General features: G+C 52.1%; 13 protein-coding genes and 1 pseudogene. All 14 read right to left on the bottom strand.

Annotated features, from left to right (window positions below):
• Positions 1-194 (bottom strand): annotated as a pseudogene (locus tag LAT75_RS09725) (hypothetical protein); the annotation flags it as partial.
• Between the two features lie 167 nt (positions 195-361).
• Positions 362-2,653 carry a glycoside hydrolase family 3 N-terminal domain-containing protein gene (locus LAT75_RS09720; RefSeq protein WP_291482465.1) on the bottom strand — a complete coding sequence of 764 codons (2,292 nt, stop codon included), beginning with the start codon at positions 2,651-2,653 and terminating at the stop codon, positions 362-364.
• A 2-nt stretch (positions 2,654-2,655) separates the two neighbouring features.
• On the bottom strand, positions 2,656-4,221 hold the full coding sequence (locus LAT75_RS09715; protein ID WP_291482464.1) for a sugar porter family MFS transporter: 1,566 nt from the start codon (positions 4,219-4,221) through the stop codon (positions 2,656-2,658).
• Between the two features lie 262 nt (positions 4,222-4,483).
• Positions 4,484-7,174 carry a hypothetical protein gene (locus LAT75_RS09710; RefSeq protein WP_291482463.1) on the bottom strand — a complete coding sequence of 897 codons (2,691 nt, stop codon included), beginning with the start codon at positions 7,172-7,174 and terminating at the stop codon, positions 4,484-4,486.
• A 72-nt stretch (positions 7,175-7,246) separates the two neighbouring features.
• Positions 7,247-8,179 carry a glycosyl hydrolase family 17 protein gene (locus tag LAT75_RS09705; protein ID WP_291482462.1) on the bottom strand — a complete coding sequence of 311 codons (933 nt, stop codon included), beginning with the start codon at positions 8,177-8,179 and terminating at the stop codon, positions 7,247-7,249.
• Between the two features lie 2 nt (positions 8,180-8,181).
• Positions 8,182-9,087, bottom strand: coding sequence for a glycosyl hydrolase family 17 protein (locus LAT75_RS09700; RefSeq protein ID WP_291482461.1), 906 nt, complete (start codon positions 9,085-9,087; stop codon positions 8,182-8,184).
• A gap of 65 nt (positions 9,088-9,152) precedes the next feature.
• The gene (locus LAT75_RS09695) at positions 9,153-10,583 is read right to left on the bottom strand and encodes an MFS transporter (RefSeq protein WP_291482460.1); all 1,431 of its coding nucleotides are present in this window, start codon (positions 10,581-10,583) and stop codon (positions 9,153-9,155) included.
• Positions 10,584-10,747: 164 nt separating this feature from the next.
• The gene (locus LAT75_RS09690) at positions 10,748-11,992 is read right to left on the bottom strand and encodes a glycosyl hydrolase family 17 (protein ID WP_363320549.1); all 1,245 of its coding nucleotides are present in this window, start codon (positions 11,990-11,992) and stop codon (positions 10,748-10,750) included.
• A gap of 64 nt (positions 11,993-12,056) precedes the next feature.
• Positions 12,057-15,470, bottom strand: a complete 3,414-nt coding sequence (locus LAT75_RS09685) for a hypothetical protein (RefSeq protein ID WP_291482458.1) — start codon at positions 15,468-15,470, stop codon at positions 12,057-12,059.
• A gap of 69 nt (positions 15,471-15,539) precedes the next feature.
• Entirely contained in the window at positions 15,540-16,370 is an 831-nt protein-coding gene (locus LAT75_RS09680) for a glycoside hydrolase family 16 protein (protein WP_291482457.1), read from the bottom strand.
• A gap of 27 nt (positions 16,371-16,397) precedes the next feature.
• Positions 16,398-17,825 carry an Ig-like domain-containing protein gene (locus LAT75_RS09675; RefSeq protein WP_291482456.1) on the bottom strand — a complete coding sequence of 476 codons (1,428 nt, stop codon included), beginning with the start codon at positions 17,823-17,825 and terminating at the stop codon, positions 16,398-16,400.
• 22 nt (positions 17,826-17,847) lie between these two features.
• On the bottom strand, positions 17,848-20,976 hold the full coding sequence (locus tag LAT75_RS09670; protein WP_291482455.1) for a glycosidase: 3,129 nt from the start codon (positions 20,974-20,976) through the stop codon (positions 17,848-17,850).
• A 549-nt stretch (positions 20,977-21,525) separates the two neighbouring features.
• On the bottom strand, positions 21,526-22,575 hold the full coding sequence (locus tag LAT75_RS09665; protein WP_291482454.1) for a hypothetical protein: 1,050 nt from the start codon (positions 22,573-22,575) through the stop codon (positions 21,526-21,528).
• Positions 22,576-22,806: 231 nt separating this feature from the next.
• Positions 22,807-23,544, bottom strand: a 738-nt coding sequence (locus LAT75_RS09660) for a hypothetical protein (protein WP_291482453.1), incomplete at its 5' end; no start/stop codon positions are given.

Raw genomic sequence — 23,544 nt, 5'->3', positions numbered from 1 at the left:
TAATCCTCAAGGCTCTCCTGAATTTCCCAGTCTCCGAATGCTGCCCCGGTAGCTTCCAGCACAGCTTCGAGTACCAGCCTCTCATACTGCTGCCGCGCCTCGGACCGGTTCCCGTTCCAGAAATCAACAAGCGTTTTACCCCGGTGGCGGACACCGGAAGCCTCGTTTTCTGAGCGGGACGAAAATGTGAGCATTTTGACGGGTTTAGTTGCTTAAAAATGTGTGCCTGAACTTACTGAATCCTGACCTTATATAAAGTGATGTTTTTGCTGCACAGGCTCCCCCCTGCCGCATCCTGAAAACAAATACGGGCAGGCCGGTTTCTGAAAACCGGACTGCCCGTACACACATGCAAAAAGAATCAGGGCCTGAACTCAAACGATTCTTTCAAAGTACCCACACGAACCAGGAAAGTACCGGCTTCAAACACGCGCTCGCAGTTTCCGTCGGGGTACCAGAGTACTTCTTCAGGCCGGATTTCAAATTCGAGGGTTTGGGAAGCACCGGGTTCAAGGTGTACGCGCTCGAAGTGCTTCAGCTCGCGCACAGGGCGCGGAATGGTTGCGTAGGTGTTGCTCAGGAACCACAGCAGCGGCCGGCTGCCGGCAACATCGCCGGTGTTGGTTACGGTAACGCTCGCGGTGAGGCTGCCGCCGGCAGAAACTTCGTCCGCACTCACGCGCAGATCGCTGTAGCTGAAGCTTGTGTAGCTCAGGCCCTCACCAAAAGTGAAGAGGTGCGTGCCGGGATTGGGTTCCTCAAAGGGATGCTGCGAATCCGGGTGAAAAAAGAAGATGTCGCTCGGCTTGTGGTTGTAGTTGAGCATGTGGCCCGAGAAAGCCGGATAGGTGAACGGCAGGCGCCCGCTCGGGTTCACGCGGCCGCTGAGCACATCGGCGATGGCTTCGGCCCCTTCGAAACCGGGCAACCCGGCGTGGATGAGGGCATCCATGTGGCCGAGCACGTCGGTGATCAGGCGCGGACGCCCCTGCACCAGCACGGTAACCATCGGAATGCCGGAGGCCGCAAGGTGGCGGATGTCATCCTTTTGTTCCTGCGGCAGATTCAGATCGGTGATGTTGCCGAGAAACTCCGCATAGGGTTCTTCGCCGCCGGCGTAGATGATCACATCGGCACCGGCAAGCTGCCCCATGAGCTGCTCGCGGTTTTCGGGCAGGGCTTCCATCAGCTCAACCTGTGCATCCGGGAAAGCGGCCTGCAGTGCCGAGTAGATGGTGTGCATGCGCTCGGGGTATTGCTCCTCGCGACCGCCCTGCCAGGCGAGGGTCCAGCCGCCGGCCAGGTTGCGTTTGCTGTTGGCCGACGGACCGGCCAGCACGATGCGCGCGGGATTTTGGAGCGGAAGCACCTCATCCTCGTTTTTGAGCAGCACGATTGATTCACGGGCGGCTTCGAGCGATTTCAGGCGGCTTTCTTCGCTGCCGATGCGGGCCAGACGGTCGCTGCGGGGGAAGGGGTTCTCGAACAGGCCGATTTCAAACTTGAGGCGCAGCACACGGCGCACGGACTCATCGATGCGCTCTTCGCTGATGCGGCCTTCCTGCACCAGCTCCAGCAGGGCATCGTTGAACTGCAGGGTGAGGGGGGTCATGCTTACATCAATCCCGGCGGTAACAGCCTGATAGGTCGCTTCTTTGTAGTCGCGGGCGGTGCGGTGGAAGCCTACGAGCTTGCCCACTTCATCCCAGTCGGTGAGCACCACACCTTCGAAGCCCAGCTGATTGCGCAGCATTTCGGTGAGGAAAAAGTGCGAGGCATGCACCGGCTCACCGTTCACCTCGGCGCTGTTCCCCATAATGGTCATCAGGCCGGCATCGATCGCAGCCTGAAACGGCGGCAGGTGAATTTCACAAATCTCCTGCATGCTCATGCTTACCGGGGTTTTGTCCCAGCCGGAAACCGGGTCGGAATAGGCGATGAAGTGTTTCGCATTCGAAGCGAGGCGGTAGGGCGCAATGTCGGCATTGTTGTGAAAGCCGTCGAGATAGGCCACGCCCATCTGCGAAACCAACAGCGGATCTTCGCCGAAGGTTTCGTACAGCCGGCCCCAGATCTGATTGACGCCCACATCGAGGGTTGGGGCGAAATTCCAGTGATGGCCCACATCGGCCATTTCCAGGGCGGTAACCCAGCCCATGTTGTAGCTGTGTGCGGTATTGAAAGTCGCGCCCAGGTTAATCGGCTGCGGGAAGATGGTCGTTTCGGCCATATAGCTCGCACCGTGCACGTGATCGATGCCGTAAATGATCGGGATGCCGAGCCGGCTTTCTTCCACCGCTATGCGCGTGAGGCCGGCCATGTACTCGTACCACTGCTGCGGCGGCACGGCCTCCCCGTTGATGAAAGAGCCGACGTGATGGTTTACAATCAGGTTGCGGGCCTTCTCGGGATCAAGCACCACATCGGCCTGAATGCCGGTCGTGTTGATCTGCGAAATATCGAGCTGACTCATCTGCCCGATTTTCTCTTCGAGCGTCATTCGGCTGAGGAGGTCTTCCACCCGCTCATGAATCGGGGCCTCTGGGTTGAGGTACAGCGGACGCTCCTGCTGTGCGAAGGCCGGCGCACTCAGCAGGCCCGACAGCACAGCAAGGATGATGATACTGAGGATACTTGCACGTATTTTTTTCATGGTTATTTCTTTACGAGTTGCTGTTCTAATTCTTCAAGGGTTTTGTTTTTGGTTTCAGGAACCATGCGCCAGATAAACACCAGTCCGATTGCGGCAAATACGCCGTAGATGAGGAAGGTGATGCTGTTGCCCAGCACGGCGAGCTCCCAGGGGAAAACCAGCTGCACGCCGAAGCTGACGCCCGAGTTGATGAAGCCGGCAAACGATATGGCCAGCCCCCGCACCCGGAGCGGGAACAGCTCCGAAAACATCACCCACATCACGGGTCCGATGGAGATGGCAAATGAAGCCACAAAGCCCAGAATGCCAAACAAAATGAGGGTGGGGTTGATGTCGATGGCCGCCGTAATGAAGGCCGATTCGAACTCCACGGCTGCTTCAGTGCCGAGGGTTTCGGCCAGGGCGCGTTTAAAAGCCACATCGCTTGCGAAGGGCACCCCTGCCAGACTGCCGGCAACGGCACGGGTTTCAGCGGGGATTTCCATTGCCTGAATGTCTTCGCTGCTCAGCTCGTAGGTCGCCGAATGGAAGCCCCAGGCGAGAAGCATCATCATCAGGGTGATGCCGCTCATACCGATAACCAGCAGCGGCTTGCGCCCGAGCTTATCAATCAGCAGCATGGCCACAATGGTGAACACCAGGTTGGTAAGGCCGACCAGGATGGCCTGCATAAACGAAGCATCCGTTCCGATGCCGGACTGCTCGAAAATCATGGGCGCATAGAAAAAGACCGCGTTAATTCCGGTAATCTGCTGCAGCACAGCCAGAACAACCCCGATACCAAGCACCAGCCGCAGCGACGGATGGAAAATTTCTTTGAGGGAAACTTTTTCTTTTTTCTCATCTGCTTTCAGGCTGCGAAGCACGTCCTCAATCTGCCGGTCGGTTTCGTCTTCTCCGTAGATCCGGTTCAGGGTGATGCGGGCTTCGGGCACGCTTCCTTTCATGATCTGCCAGCGCGGACTCTTCGGCACGAAGTACAGGCCAAAGAAATAGATCACGGCGGGAAGGGTTTCGAGGCCGAGCATCCAGCGCCAGGTGTATTCGCTGAACATCAGGGCCTGTGCCCATGCGGCGTCGGACTGCGACCACTGTAAAATGAGGTAGTTGGTGAAGAAAGCTGCCGAAATACCGATTACAATATTGAGCTGATTGAAGCTTACCAGCCGGCCGCGGATTTTGGGCGGGGCGATTTCCGCAATGTACATTGGGGCGATAATGAGAGAGGCACCTACGCCGAAGCCGCCGATCATGCGGGCAATCACGAGCGTGGTGAAATCCGGCGCCAGGGCCGAGCCAAGAGCCGAAACCGCGTACAAAATCGCGGCGGCTTTCAGGATGGTCCGCCGCCCGAAGCGGTCGCTCAGCGGCCCGGCAATCATCATGGCCAGGGTCGCGGTGAGGGTAAGCGAGCCGACCGCCCATCCCAGCTGAATTTTGGAGAGTCCGAACTCCGGCTCAATAAACCGGACAACGCCCGAAATTACCGAGGCATCGAAGCCCATCAAAAACCCGCCAAGCGCTACAATCATGGCGATGCGGGTTACAACAGCGTTCTGCGTTTTCATCAGTACCGCCCCCGCTCATTTACAGATAAACGTTCAAAACTGCTTGATTCCATAGTGCAACCTTCCTGCTGTTTCTGGTTATCGTTCTGTTTTTCGAAAAAACAGCCTTATTTCAGGCTGAGACATCCGTGTGCAAGGTGGGGCTGGGTCTGATCCTTCTCAGGCCCAGCCTTCCCCCAATAAAAAAAACTCCAAAAAAGTAAGAGAGACGCAGCACTGCCCGGAGTGCCGAAATCAGTACAGGAGCCGGCAGCCGGCCATGTCACTCAATACTGTTCAGGAAACCGTACAAATCTTCATCAGTTTCAAGGTTGAGCTTTTTGCGGAGTCGGGATCGGCTGATGTACACGCTCGAGGGCTGTATGTGCAGCATCTCGGCAATTTCCTTAGCGCTGAAACCGAGCTTCACATAAGCACACAGGCGCAGGTCGTTACCCGAAAGCTCAGGGTAGAGCTCCTTCATCTTCCTGAAAAACTCCTGATGCAGCTCGCTCATCTGAATCTCGAAGGTGTTATCCTCAAGCTCAATACATGAGTCGATGAGTTTGCTTACATCCTGAATCCGGATTTTGGAAACCTGAGAGGTTGCTTCAAGTGCCTGCATTTTATCTCTGGCTTCGCGTAAAATCCGGTTTTTATCCTGACTTTTTTTAGCACGGTTAGCCAGCTCGAGAGTCTTGTTCTTCAGGGCTTTTTCGAGTTTGTCGAGTTCTTCCTGAAGGCGCTCCTGCTCCAGCAGCATCACCTGCTGCCGATGCCTTGCAGCCTGATCTTTAAAATCTTTTTGCTGCCGCTGAACCAGAGCTTTTTTCTGTTCCAGCAGAATTTCCCGGTGCCAGCGCTTCAGAAGGCTCCATCCGCCGAAAATCAGCAGGGCATAAACCAGAAAGGCGTACCAGCTGAAGTACCAGGGAGCAGCAACCCGGAACGTAATGTTTTTTTCGGCAATAACTTCCCCGCCAAAAAGCGCTCTTACCTGCAATTCATGCTGCCCCGACCGAAGGCCGATGAGTTCAATTCCGGCATTTTGAGAAGGGCTGCTCCATTCTGCCGCAGGTCCTGACCGGTACTGATACCAGAAGTCTGTTTCGTTAGGAATCACAAAATCGAGGCGCAGGTTATTCATATTTTTGGGCAGGATGATGCCGGGCTGCCAGGCCTGCAGGGCATCATTGCTGAAAAGTTTAGCCCGCTGCAGCCTCAACTGCCGGTTCAGCTGTTCAGGATCGTATGCTCTGTTAAGATCCTGAAGTGCGAATCCGTTGGATACCGGAAAAAAATGCCAGCCATCATTCAGAGCGATTGGGCTAAAAATACCCGGGAGCACCTCATCGGGCAGGTGATGATGATATTGAGGTTGTTTAGGGCCGAAAGCCTCCGAATCAGCATCAAAATGGTAGCGGTAGAGGCTACTGATCACGCTCAGGCTGTCGTTTTCGTAAACCAGAAAAGCATCATCGCCCTCAAAATCAGCAACAGGAAAAAAGGTACGCTCAACGGGAAACAAATTTTCATCGAGACGGGCGCGTACAAAGCCGAAATTCGGGATGTTCACCCAAAGCAGGTTTGGGCTCTCGGGTATGAGCTGACTCGCGGACCCCACAATCAGCTCCATCTGCCGCAATAAGCGCCATTCCCCCTGCTGCTTTTCAAAAACCGAAATACCATTGTAAGTACCTGCAAGCAGATACGAGCCGAAAGGGATAACGGTCCAGGTGCCGCGGGCTTCTCCGATCAGGCGGAGGCGGCGATCGCGGTACACAAATAAGCCGCGGTCGTGGGCTACAAAAACCTCATCCCCAATTTCATGAATTGACCACACCTGCCCGTCGGAGCCGGGAACCTGCCGGAAGTCAAAAAAAGCACTGCTGTTATCCAGCTGCTGCCAGGGTACGTAATAAAGCCCCTGATTGGTACCGAGGTAGAAGGTATCATGCTGAAGCAGGGCCGAGTAGCCGGTTCCGAAATCGCCGCGGTAATCGTAAATAAAAGTGCGGCTGCTGCGAAGGTCAAGGGTCGTAAGGCCAAAATCCAGGCCTGACCACAGTTTTCCAAAGGGACTAAAGTGAAGGCTAAGCACGGTGTTGTTTGGCAGCCCTTTGTTTCGGTTGATGTGATGCACAAGCCTTCCGGTGGCGTTTACAATAAACACACCGCGCTGTACTGTGCCGAAAGCGTGGAAATCCTGTCCGAGAGGTTCAAAGCTGAATACCGCTGCCGCATTCAGTTCCCGGGCAAGGGGGCTGTTATCTGCCTGCATTGCACCGTCTTCATAGCGCAGCAAGCCGGATTTACGGGTAACAACCATCAGAGCTTCCCCCTGCCTATAGAGCCCGGTGAGCTCCTGCGGGCCCGGCTCCGGAAAAGGCGCAAAAGGCTGAAGTGCAAATTCAGAAACGCGCATCAGACCCTGAACTTCATCAGCAATCCAAAGTGTATCTTCAAAAAAAACGCTGCCTGAAAAACGGCTGGGGGCAGCAATTTTTGTGAGATTCTGATTCCGGTACACATACAGGTTACTTGCTGAAACGAAATAAAGGTAGCCGTTCTGTTCGTGTACCCCCCAAAACTCTTCAGCCAGGCCCGCCAGCTCATCCCGGAAAGGATACAGGGATGTGTAGTGCCAGCCGCCGGCATCATCCCTGATCCATCGGCCGAAATCCAGATCGGAACCGGTATAGAGCAGGGAATCGCTCATCACCAAAACAGAGCGTATGAAGCCGTCGCTGCCTCTGAACCGGCGCCATTTCCGGCCATCGAATTCGAGCAGGCCCCTGTCGGCAGCAAGGTAAGCAATGCCGTTTGGGGCTGAGTCGATATCCCATATTTTCCCGGCATTTTGATAATCAGCCGGTGTGAAACTATCCATTCGGGGCACCCCCTTTTCGGGAAGCAGCTGCGCCTCAGCGGGAAGTGCCAGAAATAGCAGAAAAAAAAGGGATAAGAGCTTCAAAGCTGTAAGTTATTGAATACGGGTTTTCCGAAGCAGAAATGTACGGGTTTACCTTTGTTATTCAAGAGGAGATTAATAGCCGCTTAAATGTTGAAGGGCGAGCTTCGGCGTACGGTCAATTTTGAAGAGTCCCCAGTGTTTCTCCGGTTCAAGCGGTTCAGGAGAGCCTTTCCAGGATTCATCGAAAGCTTCAAAAAAGAAGGTCAGGATGCCTTCCGTATCGGTCCAGGTCATCAGCTTTTCGAAATAAATTTTCTGATAGGTCTCGTTCACGTTTCCCGGATTGATGCCGCGGCCGTTGGAGTTGGTTGCCCAGCCGGCCTCGGTTATTACAACGGGTTTGCCGGGATATTTGGCAGCTACCGAGTAGTAATTGTCGCGGGTATAATCGAGTGCTTCGTCGATGTGCTTGTATTCCCACACGGGGTAGGTGTGTATGGAAATAAAATCAACGGCTTCGGCCAGTTTTTGCAGCTTCATGTGCCAGGGTACGTAGTTTTCACAGAAGGTAACCGGTTGTTTTGCCCCGGCCTGCACCTGCTTTACATAAGCGAGCACGCTGTTTTCATGCACATAATGATCCGTCCATTCTACGCAGGCCTCGTTGCCAACCGAAAGGCTTGAAACAATATCGGGGTATTCGTTGGCCAGTGCGATGAGCTTTTCCATTTTGGACTTATTGAGGGCAACATTTATATCAAGCTGTTCCTCGCTGTACACACCACCGCCCCATGGGCAGTTAAAGTTGTTCATTTCGGCCTCGATGTAGGCGCCGAGCATTACGGTGAAGCCGAGCTTTTCCTGCCGGATAGCTTTCAAAACCATAATGGCGTGTTCGTCGCAGTCGTACATACGCAGGTGTTTCCAGTGCGGGCGCATCAGGTGCAGATCTTCGACTACCTGTTCGTAAGTGGGATAAGGGCCTCCGGGCTGCTGCCCCTCACGGAAGCCGGAATAGCAGACTGCTCTTCCGGCTTCCATACCGAGTTGCTCAAATGTAGTCATTCTCAGAATTTGAGTTTTTCGTTTTTGTCCCACAATCCCCAATAGGCGCCAACTTCACCTTCGGCACCTACTTTCCAGGATTCATCAAAAGATGAAAAGTAGAACACCTCAATATTATTATCATTGGCCCAAAGCTGGGTATTGATAAAATATTTGAGGGCATTTTCTTTTGAGGGGACAGCACCACCAAGGCCTTCACCCTTACTTGGCCAGCCGGTTTCGGTGATGATCACGCGTTTGCCTTTGCCTGCCTGCACGCCAAGCTCAAACATGTGGCGCATGTGGCCGAAGCTGTGCTCGAAAGCGGTGCCTTCCCAGTAGGGGTAGCAGTTGCATAAAATGACATCGCTGATTTCGGCAATAGCAGGGCGCTGCACGAATTCGTAGTAGGCATCTACATAACCTACGGGGATATCAGGCAGGGCTTCTTTCACTTCGCGGATATAGGCCAGCAGCTCTTCTTCGGTGAGGTCCTTACGGTAGAGTACCTCATTGCCGACGGCTGCGATATCTACGAAACCCTGCTTTCCAAGCTCGATAAGCGCGTCGATTTCTTCGCGGTTTTTCTCTTTATCGTGCCCGAGCCAGGCACCGACAAGGGTTTTAACGCCCAGTTCTTTGGCGATTTTCGGGATCAGTTCATTGCCTTCGATACAGGAAAAGGAGCGAACCCAGCCTGAGTAAGGCTTGATGATTTCCATACGGCGTCTTATTTGGGCCTCACCAATAACATCACCCGGTTTCTGACCGTCTTCATACAGGCTGAAACAGAGCCCGTGAATGCCGTTTTGCATGATTTCCATGAAAAGGCAGTTGAGGTCTTCAGCCGGAAGGCTTTCCATGTAACCGGTACGATCCTGCGCTCCTACGGAGGCATAGCTTAAAAATCTTTCTTCTCTGAATGACATATACTTATTTCTAACTGATAAAATTAACTGAAATGTGAACTTACAAAGTACTTCTCTTTTGAGGTTTACAGCTCACCTCTTCTTCTTACAAGCTCATCCTTAATATCCCGGGCCTTTTGTTCGGTGAGGTCGTATCCCCACATCACCCAGATGGCCAGACCGGCAGTAAAGGCCGGAATAAGGATATCCGCAAGGCGCAGATTGGTAAGCGTTGCGGTTGTCTGAACTGAAAGTTCAGGATCAAAACCGACCAGCTTAAGAACCAGCCCTCCCAATACAAGGGCAATACCCTGCCCAAGTTTCACCATCCACCAGTAAATCGCACCGAAGGTACCTTCTTTACGCGGCATACCGTTTTTAAGCTCATCAAGGTCACAAACGTCGGCTGTCATACTCATCATAAGCGTGAACAAGCCGCCGATACCAAATACCATAAACGGAATTGGCATAAAAATGAGCCAGGGGTTTTCCGGGCTGAAGCCCCACCATTTAAGCAGATAGCCAACCATAGAAAGCGCTGTTGAAATGATGAACGCCTTGCGCTTACCATATCTGTTGGCCAGCCATGTTACTATCGGGATAATCAGGAAGGCCGTCGCAAAAGCACTTACCGTAGAAAACCATGCCGGCCATGTTCCCGCCATACCGTAGTCGCCGTTAAACATGTAAAACACGATAATAAAGAAACTGAAAGAGGCTACCATCTGAAAACCGTTAAACACCAGGAAGGTTGCACCGCAAAGCCGCGCAAAAGGCTGGTTTTGGGCAATCAGCTTCATGTTGGCAATCAGCTCTTTGAGGTTTTTAAAAATTGCTTTGAAGGTGAGATCAGCCCTGTTCGACAGGTTGGCCTGATCTACTTCACGGCAAAAAATGGCAGGCATTATGCCAAAAAACATACAGCTCAGGCCTACAATAATTGCCAGCTGATGTACACCCTGCGCCTGTGTTTCAAACAAATCGGGATTTGCAATAAGTACCCAAAACCAGGGTACAATCATCCAGGCTATCTGCCCGACCGTTTGGGAGAACCCCATAAGTCGGGTACGCTCGTTGTAATCGAAAGTCATTTCATAGCCAAGACCAATCAGCGGGGTTGAAAACATGGTGTTCCCGATCAGGTAAATCAGCGAAAACAGCATGAAATACCAGAAGTTGTACGCCTGTGAAGCGTCAGGATCAAGCTGCCACAAAAGCATAAACAGCAAACCGCTGGCAATAGCCCCTATAAAAATGTAAGGACGGCGGCGGCCATAGCTTGATTTCGTATTGTCTGAGATGTACCCCATAATGGGGTCGGTTATGGCGTCGAAAAGCCGGGGCAACCCTCCCAGCAAACCTGCCAGGAATGGGTCCATGCCAAAAGCCGTGAGCAGGAAGAAGGAAAATACGCCCAGTGCTCCGGGCAAAAGGTTATTAACCAGATGACCGGATCCGAATGCTGCTTTTTGCAGTAAAGGTACCCTGTCTTTGGCAGGTGTTTGCATTGCTGACATTATTCTGATTTTAGGATGTTTTATACCATCATCCTGCAAGGGCTTCGGCCCTATCCTCCGGCAGGATGCTTATGAAGGATGTTCTGTCGAATCAGGAATGAAATGCCGGGCCCGCCCCCTCAACAGAGCTTCTGAGCCCGGCAATTACTCACTTTGTTTGCGTTCTACTCGCGCTCCGCAAGCCGGGCACGTATTTCACGGTCGGTTGGCGGCACAAGCACTGTCTCCATCAGGGCATCTATATCGCCGCCGAAGGTTTTGGTGATGGGTTGCCCGTCGCGGCTAAGCCCCTCGAAGATACCCTCATCCACAAGATCCCAAAGCATGAATTTGGCCTGCCCCTGAAGGTTGATCAGTCCGAAATGGTTTTCCGAACCGAGCGGATTGCCGGCATCTTTCCATTGTTCATCAAATGCTTCGAAATAGAAAACGGTGATGTTGTTTTCATTGCTCCAGTTGCGCATATCATGGTAAAAACGAGCGGATTTGTACTCATCGATGGCGTTGGCACCGCCTTCGCCGTAGTACTCGTTTGATATGGTAGCCCATCCGGTTTCACCGATATGAACCGGTTTATCCACGCCAATGCTGTGCATGTAGGCAACAACATCATTGTAGTGTTTTTTTGCCAGGTTCATGGCACGGTCCATTGCAAGATGGATTTTTTCGCTGTCACTCAGGTTCACCTCATTATCGCGTACGCCCCAGAACTGCGGGTTGTAATGCGTATTGTGCATGGGGTAAGTGTGCATCGAAATAAAATCGACCGCTTCGATGAGTGCATTAAGGTCGTCGGTGTGATATTCTTCACCGCCGCCTCCCCATGAAGCGAAATCGTCTGATGAGGTAATCCAGAGTGTTTCCGGCAATTCGCCCTGTGCCTTGAGCTCCTGCAGGTGATTCACCCAATTGAGAATGATAACGGGCTCTACATAGTATTCAGCGGCCCAGTGTACCATTGCTTCATTACCAACTGCGATAATTTTGACGATTTCGGGATACTGTTGCGTTAGTTCCACAGCACGTGCTATTTCCACTGCGTTGCGGGGTGCATCCTGATCGCGGATGCGCTCCGGCTCATCCGTCCATGAGTTTTTGGCGTCGATCCAGGCACCAAGCATCACATACATTTCGAAGCCGGGATCTTCCTGCCGCATTTCGCGGATGGCCTGCAGCAGGTTTGCCGCTTCATCGTAATGCACGTTGTAGGTCCGAAGGATTCTGACGCCCATAGCTGAGAGAATGCGCATATCTTCTTTCAGCTGAGGGATAGTCGGCTGAATGTCGCGCGTAATTTCACGGTAGCCGCCATAAGAAATAGCCTGATACTCAGGGTTGCCTAAAATCTCGGCTGCGGTTATCGTGATGCCTGAAAAATCATGCTTTGGTTGGGAAGAGCAGGATGCCATTAGCAGTACTAATGTTGTTAACAGTATCGGGAAAAAAAGTTTTTTCATGAATGGGCGGGTTAAGTTATTTGAGGTGCGCCTCACGGAGATGCACCGTTATTTGCTTCACATCACCGGTCCGGTCAAAAACCAGCTTACTCATCGCTGAGCCGATACGCAGTCCGTCAGAAACTTCGGAACGGCCTGCGCTAAGTGTTACCTCAACCTTATCGGTTTCGGCTATACAGTACAGTACGGGTACCTGGCAGTAAGAAAAACACAGGGCTTTTGCCGGCACCTGAATCTGTGCCTGCTGCTGATTTACATCCACGAAAGTGAACGTATGAGCGCCTTGAGTGAACTCTGCCTTTCTAAGCAATCGGGGGGTGAAATTCAGGGCGCCGTCAGTTACGGATACCCCAAGCTCGCCAATGGTTGCGAGTATATCTTCCTTCACCTGCCCCGTCATGCCGGGCTGTTGTGCGCCCCGGTGCCAGGGCGTGTGGGAATAGGCGTCGGTAGGGAAAGCACCGTACACCTTTGGCGGCTTATGCACGCCAATACCGTCGGCTACGCCGTAAAAATGAGCTGCAAGCCTTGATTGAGCGTCTTCAGTTGCCTCAGTCGCTGCAGCACGATCACAAACTTCCCAAACCGCAAGATAAAGTTTGGATACCATGTGCCAGTAAATCGATCCCAAACCTTCATACGCAAAGAAGGTACCGGAGCGGCCGGTGAAAGCTTTGTGATTGAACACCTGTTCAAAGATGCGCAGAACAGCCGGTCCGTCTGTTTCTGCAAGTGCTGCGTAGGGACCTTTGCTTAGGTCGCTGAGGGCAGCCTTCACATCAGCTGCATTGCGGAAGTTTCCGTTGAAATGCACCCCGCCGAGAATGTCGCGGTTTACAATCTGAAGGTTTCCGTCGGCGAGCAGTTTTTCGAGCAGCGGTGAAGTTTTAACCAGCTCATTCGGGATGATGTTTTTCTCGAGAAAGCGTGGCAGCTGCTTGTTCGGATAGAGCATGTAGCTGTTCTGATCGGCTCTGTAGAGCGCGCTCTTGCGCATGGCATCAAGCACCTCTACGCTTTCTTCGGCACTAAGGAAGCCGGAGCTGAGTACAGCAACCTGCCCCTCGAGCATCTCATCCAAGTGGCCTATTGAAATACCGTTTTCATCGAGTGTCATGATGTTATAAGCGTTATAGAGCTTATCGGCCCGACGGTTGGCTTTGATGGCATGCTCCATAAACAGACGCGCTGTGCGGGTAAACTGAGCCAGCTCAGCCTTGGTAAGCTCCCCTTTTTTGCCACTAAACCCGCTTTCATATACCTTTACGCGGTAAATGCTGCCGGCTTTGCCCAGAGCTTCCGTAATACGCAGGCGGGCTGCATCATCAACAGTGCCCTCAAGCATCGGTTTTTGCTCTTCCAGCACCTGTGCTACGCTTTGGAAAAAGACCAGTATTTCCTCCGAAACTTCTGCCTTATCCAGCTTACTGCTTTCGAATACCTGTTCAAAAAAGGCAAGAAAGCGGCGCAGGTAGCAGAGCGTTACCATAGAAACCCCGTTGCCGACCAGCGCATTGTTGGCATCATTCCACTCCGGCCGCTGCGTGTTCATCCAAATACCGGCTTCGGGAATGAAGTTGGATACCTTGGCAAGGGTTGTTGCCAGTATTTTTTCAAGAAAGCTGACCCGGTGAATGTCACCGGTTTCGTTTCTGAGCAGTGCCCCGTCAGCACCCTGTTCTTCTACCGCCTTGCGGATGGCAGCATCAGCGGCCTCATCAAAATCGATGGTGTTTTTGGGGTCCTGTGCGATTTGTTCGTAAGGTTTAATCCGGTACGGAACATGTGCGTAAACGAAGCTGCTGTTCTCAAACAGGGAGTCAAAGCCATTGTCATGGCGGGTTTTGTAAAATTCGAGAAACTTAAGCAGGTAAATAATCTGATGATCGCCCCAATAGCCGATATACGACCAGGGGTTATCGGGCTCGATGGTTTCCCAGTCGAATCCGTCTTTGGTTACGCGGTAAGGGTTGTATCCGTCGAAGGTAGAAGTGTTCAGGAATTTGAAAATCATGCCTTCGATGAAATTCGGGTAGGCATGTACGAGTGCTTCCCAGTTCTGGAAAATATCGCGCCAGTTACCCTGGTAATCGAGAATTTTGGAACCGTCGAGCTCGCTGTTTGTATTGATGGAGAAGTAGTTCCACGGGCGGCTTGGGTCGCCGTGCCTGCGGCTGAATTTCAGGGGGAGGTACTCGCAAAGCAAACGGCTGAAATCCGGATCCGTGCTCTCTGAAATGAGGGCGTCAAGCTGCGGCTTGTCGAAGGTATGCGGCAGGGCTGCGAGCTTTTGCTCGTGTTTATTAAATACGGCTTTGTTCGCGTTTTCGAGATAGCGGCTAAGGTCGCCGCGCTCAATCTGATAATTATGATCGAAGGTACCGCCACGCATGATGTTGAACAATACATTCGAAAAATGGCGGGCGTCTTTCAGGTTATCTGCACTCAGGCGCAGGCCGTCAGCTCCGGCTACCAGGGCACGCAGCTTTTCGGTACCCTGTTCAATATCGGCTTCCAGCTTGGCTTCAAGTCCCGCGTCGTTCTGAATTTCGTGACTGAGAGATACAAGCTGCGCATAATTCTGATTTACGTTTGCAACGATCAGCCAGTTTTTGGAAGCACCGGCTTCAAGGGTGAGACGGTCACTGACAAAATAGGCGCCTTTTTCACCCTTCACGTCGTCTTCACCGGTAATCATCTGCCCTTTCCGGAAAGTATTGAGCTGAAGTGAAGAGGCGAGACAAACCGGATTTTCGAACCCAAGTGAAAAGGCAACATTAGCTTTCAGGGCTTCGCTCGGCTCGGCTTTGTCAACAATAATGGCGCTGAGGGCATAAATACCGAGGTTTGATCCGGGTACGATTTCACTGCGCTTGTAGGCATCAACAAGGTTGCTTGCCGCGGTTTGTGTGTCAGGCTCAACGCCGTACGGGAGGATGTTCTGAATGCCGTCGAGTACGTTCAGCACACGCTTTTCACCGGAAGTATTTAGCAGCTCGCTCTTACGTACGAATCCGTAAAGATTGCTTGAGTTCCACTGATACCGGAATGTGAGCCCAAGGTCGTGATTGATCTCTTCAAACAGAATTTTGTTACCGCTAAAGCTCTTGTACAAATTCCGGCTTAGCTGCCATAAACCGGCCTGACGCTCCGAGAAGGGTTCCCAAACCCGAAGGCCTCCGTTATGCTGTACCTGGAAAATCGTCTTGCTGCCGGTAATATCAGCTGATTCGGTGACTTTGTCATCTGTGTAATAAGGGAACAGGGCGTAATCGCTGTTTTTCCGCCCGGCGGTAAGACCTCCGTTGCTGGAAATAAACATCCAGTGATTGGAATCGCTCACAATGCTCATAAAAAACGGACGCATGGCATCGTAATCGGAGATTTTAAACCACTTCCCGTTCTGAAAATGTTCGGTTGAGATTGACAAGGTATTAAGAATTTATTTTAGGATTTATTAAACACGTAATTCAAAAAAAGGGGTTTACAATCAGGGCAATTACCTGGAGTAAACTCTCACATAATCTACGAGCATTGTTTGCGGAAACGGTGTGTTATTGTTGGGTGAACCTACGAAAGTACCGCCAACTGCTACATTAAGGATGATATAAAACTTATTATCGTTGAAAACCCACTCGTTATTTCCTACATCTGCCGGGGTGATGGTATTATAGAGTACATCATCAACAAAAAAATCTATAAAATCAGGACCCCATTCAATTGCAAAAACGTGGAATTTGGTATCAAATCTCGATCCGCTGAGCTGATAGGTTTTGGTGACAGCATTTCCGGCTGAATAACCGGGCCCGTGCACGCTGCCATGAATAATGGTCGGTTGCTGACCACGATACTCCATGATGTCAATTTCGCCGATCTGCGGCCATATCACGGTTCCGTCAGAATCGTCGCCCAGCAGCCAGAAAGCAGGCCAGATGCCCTGCCCGAAAGGAAGTTTGATGCTTGCTTCAAAACGGCCGAAGGTCGTTTCGAAAAGTCCGCGGGTCAGAATTTTCCCGGAGGTAAAAGCGGAACCCTGAAAAGCTTCGCGACGGGCAGTGATATGCAGCATCCCGCCTTCAACCTTAACATTTTCGGGGCGGTCGGTATAGTACTGCAGCTCGTTGTTGCCCCAGCCGGGGATACCCTGTTCGGCGCCGGTACCGATATCAAAAATCCAGTTATCCGGGTTTATGGTTCCGTCGGTGTCAAACTCATCGCTCCACACCAGGGTAGGAAAACGATCTTCTTCAGCATCATTTTGATCGCTGCACCCCCAAAAGAGGGGGGCAGCAATACAAAACGCGCTCATTAAAATCAGAGCAAATCTCATAATTTTGGTTTATGCGCAGTGAATAAATTAATTGCCTGCGTTGGCATTGTACAGGAAGATGTTATCTACCCAGATGGTAGCACCCTGAAGCGCAGGTCCCTGATCTGAATCGAAGACGATTTGTCCCAGATTAGATCTGTCAGCCATACCGGTAAGCGGCACAAGTACATGCACCCACTCGCCCGATACCAGCCTCGGCACACCGCTGTTTGCAAAAACAGTAGCAGACGCGCTTGATTCATTTCCGCCTACATTGTTCACAATTCTTGCTCTGAAGGCCGATCCCGGAGGAACATCGTTAGGCAGGAAGATGTGAAGCGACAAATGCGTCATGCCAGTTGCATCAATGGTCGGCACATTCTGTCTGAATTCGATTCCAACAAAGTTGAAGTTTTCGTATCCGAGAATGTTGTCGCCGTCAACCTGGAAATCGTTAGAGGTTGTGGTCTGGAATGGCTCGTAAAATCCGTTGTAGAAATCAACAGGGACGTTCTCATACACATCGCTGAAAATGGAGATTACGTTTTCAGGAGCCTGAGTCGGAGTCGGGGCGAAAATGAATTCTCCCTGAGACTCGATTTTCAGTGAACCTGCGGCCGGAACACCGGCAAGCGTTGCAGAGATGGTAGCATCACCTTCACCAACAACCGTAATGCGGCCGTTTGCATCAACGGTAGCAACACCGGTGTTGCTGCTTGCGAAGCGGTAGTAAGCCGGAGCTGCCGTTACGGTCACATCCTGACCGTCGGGCAGATTGGCGGTGTAAGTTAAACCTGTAACCTGTGCACCAGAACCGATAAAGCCAATCTGTGACAGTTCCTCGCCATTAAAAATAGCCGGACGCGGCTGGGCCATGTTTTCAAGGTTTTCATACTTCAGGTTGTCGATCCAGAAAGTGTAGCCGTCGCCGTTTTCGGGGCCTTCAGCGTACCAGAACAAACCCTGACTTGCTGAAAGAGCTGACGGATCCGGAATCGGAATGGTGTATTTGCGCCAGTTGGTAGTGATTCTGAGGTTCCTTCTTGAAACTTCGTAGCTGTTGCCAAGGAAATCCTGGCCAAAACCAATATCGTTAATAGTTGCGGCTTTGGTGGCTTTGGCATAGAAGGTAAGGGCATTGTAGGAAGTGAGGTTTCTTCCGCCAAAATCATCTCTGAAAATAGCGCCTGCAAATGCACCAAGAGGGTCGCCTACATTCGGGATGTCGAAGCGCATTGAAGCGCCTCTGTTCCCGAAGAAGGTATTGGTATCAACGCTGAACGCGTTTTGCACGGAACCTTCATACGGGTAATACTCAAGCCCGGGGGTGAAGCTGTCTATAAAGACTTCAGGGTTAGAGGTAAGTTCCGGCTCCGGTAAACCGTCAACAGAACGCTCACATGCGGAAACACCCAGCAACAGCAGCAAAGCTGCCGCTAAAGCGTATTTTGTGTTATCTATGACTAATTTCATCATGCTGATTGTCAATTAAGATTCTTTAGAGGTTGATCTGAATGTAGGTTCTGAATTCCCACTCGTTGCCATTTCCAAAACCTGGTGCAACCGGGTTTGGAACGATCTGCCCGCTCGGATCTTCCATGAATGCAGGTGCGTAGCGCGGCGAGAACTCATCCAGAGTGCGGTAGGTACCGCGTACACCGAGGCGGGTGCGTGGCATGTTGAACCAGTCCTGCTCGCCAAGCGACATCGAAACATCTGCCATGAGCTGAAGCGGGAAGGTAAGGTTAAAGTCACGGTGGTAGTCGTAAGGGCCCCAATCGTTAACGCGCACAAATGAGTTGAGCATAATGTTGCGGTAAATCACACGGAGATCACCACCGTAGCGGCTTACCGTGCGCGGGTCGCTGCCGTTGGCCTGAGCATCGCCGCCGTAGAGGCGTGCAATCATGCCGAGATCAGGGCTCATGCGGGAAACGATACGTGCGTGTACTTCCCAGAGGTCTTTTGCCGGTGGTGCACCGGGGAAAGCGAAGGTTGTACGGCCGTCAGGCAGAATACCGATAGCTGCATCCTGTGTGGTTGGCAGGTGGCGGTAGATAAAACCAACACTTGCTGCAAACGGGGCATCTTCGCGGTAATCGTTGTTCCAGTCGAACATGTAGGTGGCCGGGGTGGGGTCGAAGGTGATCAGAAGCTCACCGGCAACCATTTCACGGTTGGCGCGCACTACAAACGGATCATCAAGGATGTTTCTCGGGCGGGCTGCTCCGCCGGCTTCAGCTGTTACAGGGCCTTCAATTGGCTGCTGCCAAAGGAAGTTCGGAGCAATCTGGAAGTTACCCAGCTGGTAGGCGAAACCGGTAAGTACGTTGTACTGGTTACCGCTGCCGCTGTCTTTGAGGTGCCAGCCGGTGAAAGTCATGGTTTGGTCGTAACCACCCTGGGCTACAAGACCCATCACGGCTGACTGTGCGTACCAGTTAAAGTTTCCGCGCTGGTAGGTAAGCTTAAGTTTACCACCCCAGTTGTCTTCCGGCTTGATTTCATCCACATACACATTACCGTCGCGTACAAGCTGGAATTCACGGCCGTTCAGGGGCTGACCTGCCCAAATAACGCCTGCTTCCACACCTAAGGGACCGATATCGCGGCCTGCTGCAAAAGTTACGCGGCGTGTTTTGGGCTGCGGAATAGCAAATGAGCTTTCTGCCATACCCTGGCGCGCGATGTCTTCATGATAGATGGCAGCCATATCCCACGGGCCCGGACGGTAGCGATATTTCAGAAGGAAAGCCGGGTTGGCTCCCCACCACAGCTGCGGACCAAAAGCGAATTTGAGACCGTCGAACTGACGGCGGCCTGCCATTTCAAAGCCAAAGGGTGCAATACCGTTGTAGATATCGATCTGATCGCCGTAGTTGGCTTCAGGGTACAAACCGAAGAAGTCGCCTTCGTAGCCCCAGTGATAGCGGCCGGTGCGGTAGAAACCATCGAGATCGAAGTAGCGGTGGTTCCAGCTGTAGCTTGCGCTGTACACTTTAAGACGGTTTACATCCTCAAGCATGGTAATGCCATCCGGAGTAAGGACTTCTGCAGGCCGGCCGCGGTTTTCGTAGAAAATTTCATCAATCGGGTTTTGGGCTACGTTTGCAAGAACATTGAACTGCACCTCAGCACGCATATCCGGAGATGGCTCAGCTTCAATGCCGATGTAGAACGATTGCATATGGTCGAAGCCCCTTTCGTTGGGGAACTGACGGGTATTGGGGTCAGCACTTTCAGGGGTTGTGATTTTATCTCCACCTGTATTGAAGGTGGTAAAATCGGCTGTAAAGCGGCTCAGACGGATGCCGGAGATGCGCTCAACCTGCAAAGCAGCACGGTCACCACGGGCCTGGAGTACAGCGTTCATCAGGTTAATCTGATTGAAATGCTCGGTAACACTTTCCAGCGTAGTACCCGGTGCATACACATCAAGCTGGTGGGCACGCTGCAGTACGTAGTATGCGGCACGGGGGAAGAGCTCAAAATGACCGGCAGCATCGGTCGGGCCTTTGGCCATAATACCGAACCACTCTTCGTTCATGTTGTTTTCACCTTCCTGATAATCCCACCAGTAGCCGCCGTTAGCCCACGAAGCGCCTGTATTGTGTACATCAAGATCAGTTGTCTGGCCTAATTTCCACCAACCATCGCTCCACTGGAAGGTAAAACCACCAATAGAGTTGTTGGCACGGCCAAGGCCGGCAGCATTCTGATAGATGTCTAACCAGTTGAGGTGCTTGAAGTGTGCCTGCATCAGCTGATCTTCCTGGTTGGTTCTCGCGTTAAAAGCATCAGAACCAAACTCGGTAAGAAGAACGGGCTTGCCGTACTCGGCAGCTACACGGTCGTAAAGATCCGTGAAGGTTTCGCCACGGTACACATTGGCACCGAAAATGTCCATATCAGGCATGTACTGAACCACGAGGTCCATGAACAGAAGGTCACCGTTTGCCATAGCAATCGGGCGGTCCTGGGCAATTTCTTTCATGGCAAGGACTGCATCGTTAAACAGCTGGTACATCGCACGGGCACGAGTGGTTGATTCACGGTCAACAACCGGGATATCTTCCGTTTCAGCGCCGCCCCAGAAAAGCCCGTAGTTGTTTTCGTTACCAAGCAGGTACAGAAGTAATCCGCGGGTACCGTGGAATTCCTCAACCATTTCCGTTACCTCGCGAAGAAGCAGCTCCTGAACGCGGGGGTCAGCGTACTCTGTATTGGCCATCCAGCCGTCGTTCAGCATCACACCGTAGCGGCCAAATGAATGGTTGAGCATGGTATAAATGCCGAAATTGTCATAAATGTACTCAACCCATTCCGGGGTAATACCGGTGTAAACACGAATCGCGTTTACGCCCATATTTTGCAGCAGCCCCATTTCATAGTTAAGGGCATTCTGAATAAATCTTGTGGGTTGTCCCCAAAAATCGTATTCGTAATTGGTACCAATCGGGAAATAATCCCAGTTCATACCGTTTACCATTAAGGGCTCACCGTCAACAAGAAGCCTCCAGCCGTCCGGATCTTCCTGTACGATCACTCGTTCCTGAGCAATTGCACTGGCGGAAAAACCGATCAGCAGCAAGCTCAGCAGGATCATAAACTGTTTCAATCTAATCATGTTCGTTGGTTTAGACATCAGGATTTTATTTGATGACCGCCGCGCATTTTGTCAGAAGGATCTGTTCCAATCGAATCCAGGCCCGGCAGCCGGGAGAGGCGGCAGTCTTCAATTCATGGTTACAAAACCGATCCGCACCCGGGGTCAGGCGCTATAGTAAGCCGCAGGCATACCTGAAACAAGATATACATCCTATATACAAGCCTTAAAAAAGCGCTTTTAAAGCGCTTACAGTACGGAAAAACGCTTCCAAATGAGTACTAAACCCAATTTCTAACCCCAACATTGTTTTTTAAAATTAACACGCTTTGTATAGCTTTTTTATAGGGTGAAGCGGAATGAAGTGTTCATCTCACCTGCGCCCCACCCGGCATACAGGTACAAATACTGATTAACAGGGAGCTCTTATACTTAGTTTTTGAAGACCATGAAGGGGCTCCTTCTCTACCCCGCTGTAAGGCGCTTTCTCAGCAGGCACTTGATGACAGTATGATGTCATCCTAAATATTCGGACTGCTGCCCGCCCCCCTTTTTTTGCCGTTAGCCTGCCTAAAACATGTACTGAAAAACCGCTGCGACACCGGCTTGTGAACCGGCTTGTGAGTCCGGCTCAAAAACTACGTTCAGGCGAAAGGTAATGAGGCTTGTGGGGTAGTAGTTGAGCCCGGCAAGCAGGCGGTCGCGCGGGTTTTTATGAAGATCGAAACTGAGGTAATCCCAGCGGGCCAGCAGCTCGTGCCGGCGGCCGGCCTTATAACCGATTGTGGCGTGAAACCCGGTGATGGTTTCCTGCCGGTTCGCATATTCCGGGGCATCAAAAAAGGTTTGTGCCCACTCAGCAGCCACAAAAAAATGTTCAGCCCTGTAATCGGCAAAAGCACCGTAGAGGTAGCGGTTAGCTTTGCTTGTAAGGCCGGTGTTGCCTACCCGTGCGGCCGGCGACTGATTCAGAGCTCCGCTTGCGCCTATCACAAGCGGGCTGCCGTTCAGCTCGAAAGTGGTGAAAGCCCTCGCGGTGTAAAGAAACCGGTTATCGGTATTGCCTCTCATGCCCTGTACACCGGTTCCGTTGTATATACCGAGGCGGTAGCCGACAGGGCCGGCTTTACCAAGCAGGCTTGTTCCCACTTCGAGGCTGTTCATCATTGCGCCTACATAGCGGGCTCGCCTCACGAAGTCAGTTCGTCCGGGGCTCGGGTCAAGTTCCCGGCTCAAATAGGGCTTAAATGCACCGGCTACCAGTTCGGTGTTTTCCGAAAAACGATAGCCCACACGTGCATCTATACTTTGCTGCTGACTTAAATAATACACGCGAACCCTGTAGGTGAAGTCGCGGTCAACCGTGCCGCGAAAATCTATCCGCGTTGAGCCCAAATCCCAGCTGCGCCCGCCGTTGAAATCACTGTCACGGTACGAAAAGTAAGCCTGGGTCTGAAGCAGGATGCCCAGGCTGAAAGATTCTCCCTTGAAACGTGCCCTGAGATCATCAGCAAGGGGTTCATCGGTTACAGCGGCAACCGCCGGGTTCTGTACCATAGCTGTGTGCAGCACAAACAGAAACAGAAGTGCGGAGAGGGTATAATTGAGTCTTCTGAACATAAATTTTGTGTTTGGGCATTTGGGATGCCGGTGAGGCTTTTCGGGAATAAAAAAGTGCTGCCCAAAACCGAATTATTGCGGTTCTTGGACAGCACGAAGCGAATTATCAGGTAAAGAGCACATTCAGCAGCGTAATGCCACATCCAGTGGATGCTCCGTCAGCGTTTACGCGCATGAAGTGCTCCTTACAAGTCATTCTGCCGGAACCGTGTGTTCCGGAGTGTATTTAATTTATCGGCTTTTGCCTGTTACGGTAACATCCAGAAAACGCCAGTTCCCGCCGCCGGAGTAAGCGCCGCCGCCAGTGCCCTCAGTTCTTGCGCGATGGTAGGCGGTGTTCGCGGCGAAGTTTTCGTCAGGTTCTTCGGGGTTAAAGGCCACGGGCGAGAAAACCGAAACGATTCTGACGCCAAAGTCAGGATTGTCTGAAACGCCCGCAACATCGCTGAAATCAAGCAGGTACTCGGTTACGGTGTCATGTGGTGATAATGCCGCGTTATTATCACCGTAGCGCTGCCAGCTTGCCCCGCCGTCGGTTGTGTACTGAAATTCGGCCCAGCGGCTCATGGTACCCGAGGCACGATGGCCCATGCTCACCTGTATGTCGAAGAAACCGGCGGTACCGGCCATAAACTCAACTCCTGCGGTTCCTGATGCCGTAAACTGCTCCGGAAAAGCCGTCATCCGCCAGCCGCTTTCGACGGTTGTTGAATGCGTTTCAGTGCCTCCGATGAGCTGTGCTGTTCCGGCGCCTTCAGCAGCGTCGAGGGTTCCGTCGAAGGTCCAGCGCGTAATGGTCTCAGCTTCGGCTTCCCCGATGAAATTTGCGATAACGGTAAGGTTCCTTTCAGGCATTTCAAAGGTTTGCTCGGCCGTGGTACTGAACACATCCCCTTCATCTCCTTCAGTCCAGATCAGGAATGAAAAGCCGGCGTTGGGTATAGCTTTAATGGTTACCTGCTCACCCGC

Origin of the sequence: Cyclonatronum sp. (genome assembly GCF_022565315.1) — a bacterium.
GTDB lineage: Bacteria > Bacteroidota > Rhodothermia > Balneolales > Cyclonatronaceae > Cyclonatronum.
Note: the sequence above shows the minus strand (reverse complement) of the source record. Positions and strands in the feature narration are given on the sequence as shown.

Coding starts and splice junctions, on each gene's coding strand:
- LAT75_RS09720 (WP_291482465.1), bottom strand. CDS start 2,653: ATGAAAAAAATACGTGCAAGTATCCTCAGTATCATCATCCTTGCTGTG.
- LAT75_RS09715 (WP_291482464.1), bottom strand. CDS start 4,221: ATGAAAACGCAGAACGCTGTTGTAACCCGCATCGCCATGATTGTAGCG.
- LAT75_RS09705 (WP_291482462.1), bottom strand. CDS start 8,179: ATGACTACATTTGAGCAACTCGGTATGGAAGCCGGAAGAGCAGTCTGC.
- LAT75_RS09700 (WP_291482461.1), bottom strand. CDS start 9,087: ATGTCATTCAGAGAAGAAAGATTTTTAAGCTATGCCTCCGTAGGAGCG.
- LAT75_RS09695 (WP_291482460.1), bottom strand. CDS start 10,583: ATGTCAGCAATGCAAACACCTGCCAAAGACAGGGTACCTTTACTGCAA.
- LAT75_RS09690 (WP_363320549.1), bottom strand. CDS start 11,992: ATGGCATCCTGCTCTTCCCAACCAAAGCATGATTTTTCAGGCATCACG.
- LAT75_RS09680 (WP_291482457.1), bottom strand. CDS start 16,370: ATGAGATTTGCTCTGATTTTAATGAGCGCGTTTTGTATTGCTGCCCCC.
- LAT75_RS09675 (WP_291482456.1), bottom strand. CDS start 17,825: ATGATGAAATTAGTCATAGATAACACAAAATACGCTTTAGCGGCAGCT.
- LAT75_RS09670 (WP_291482455.1), bottom strand. CDS start 20,976: ATGATTAGATTGAAACAGTTTATGATCCTGCTGAGCTTGCTGCTGATC.
- LAT75_RS09665 (WP_291482454.1), bottom strand. CDS start 22,575: ATGTTCAGAAGACTCAATTATACCCTCTCCGCACTTCTGTTTCTGTTT.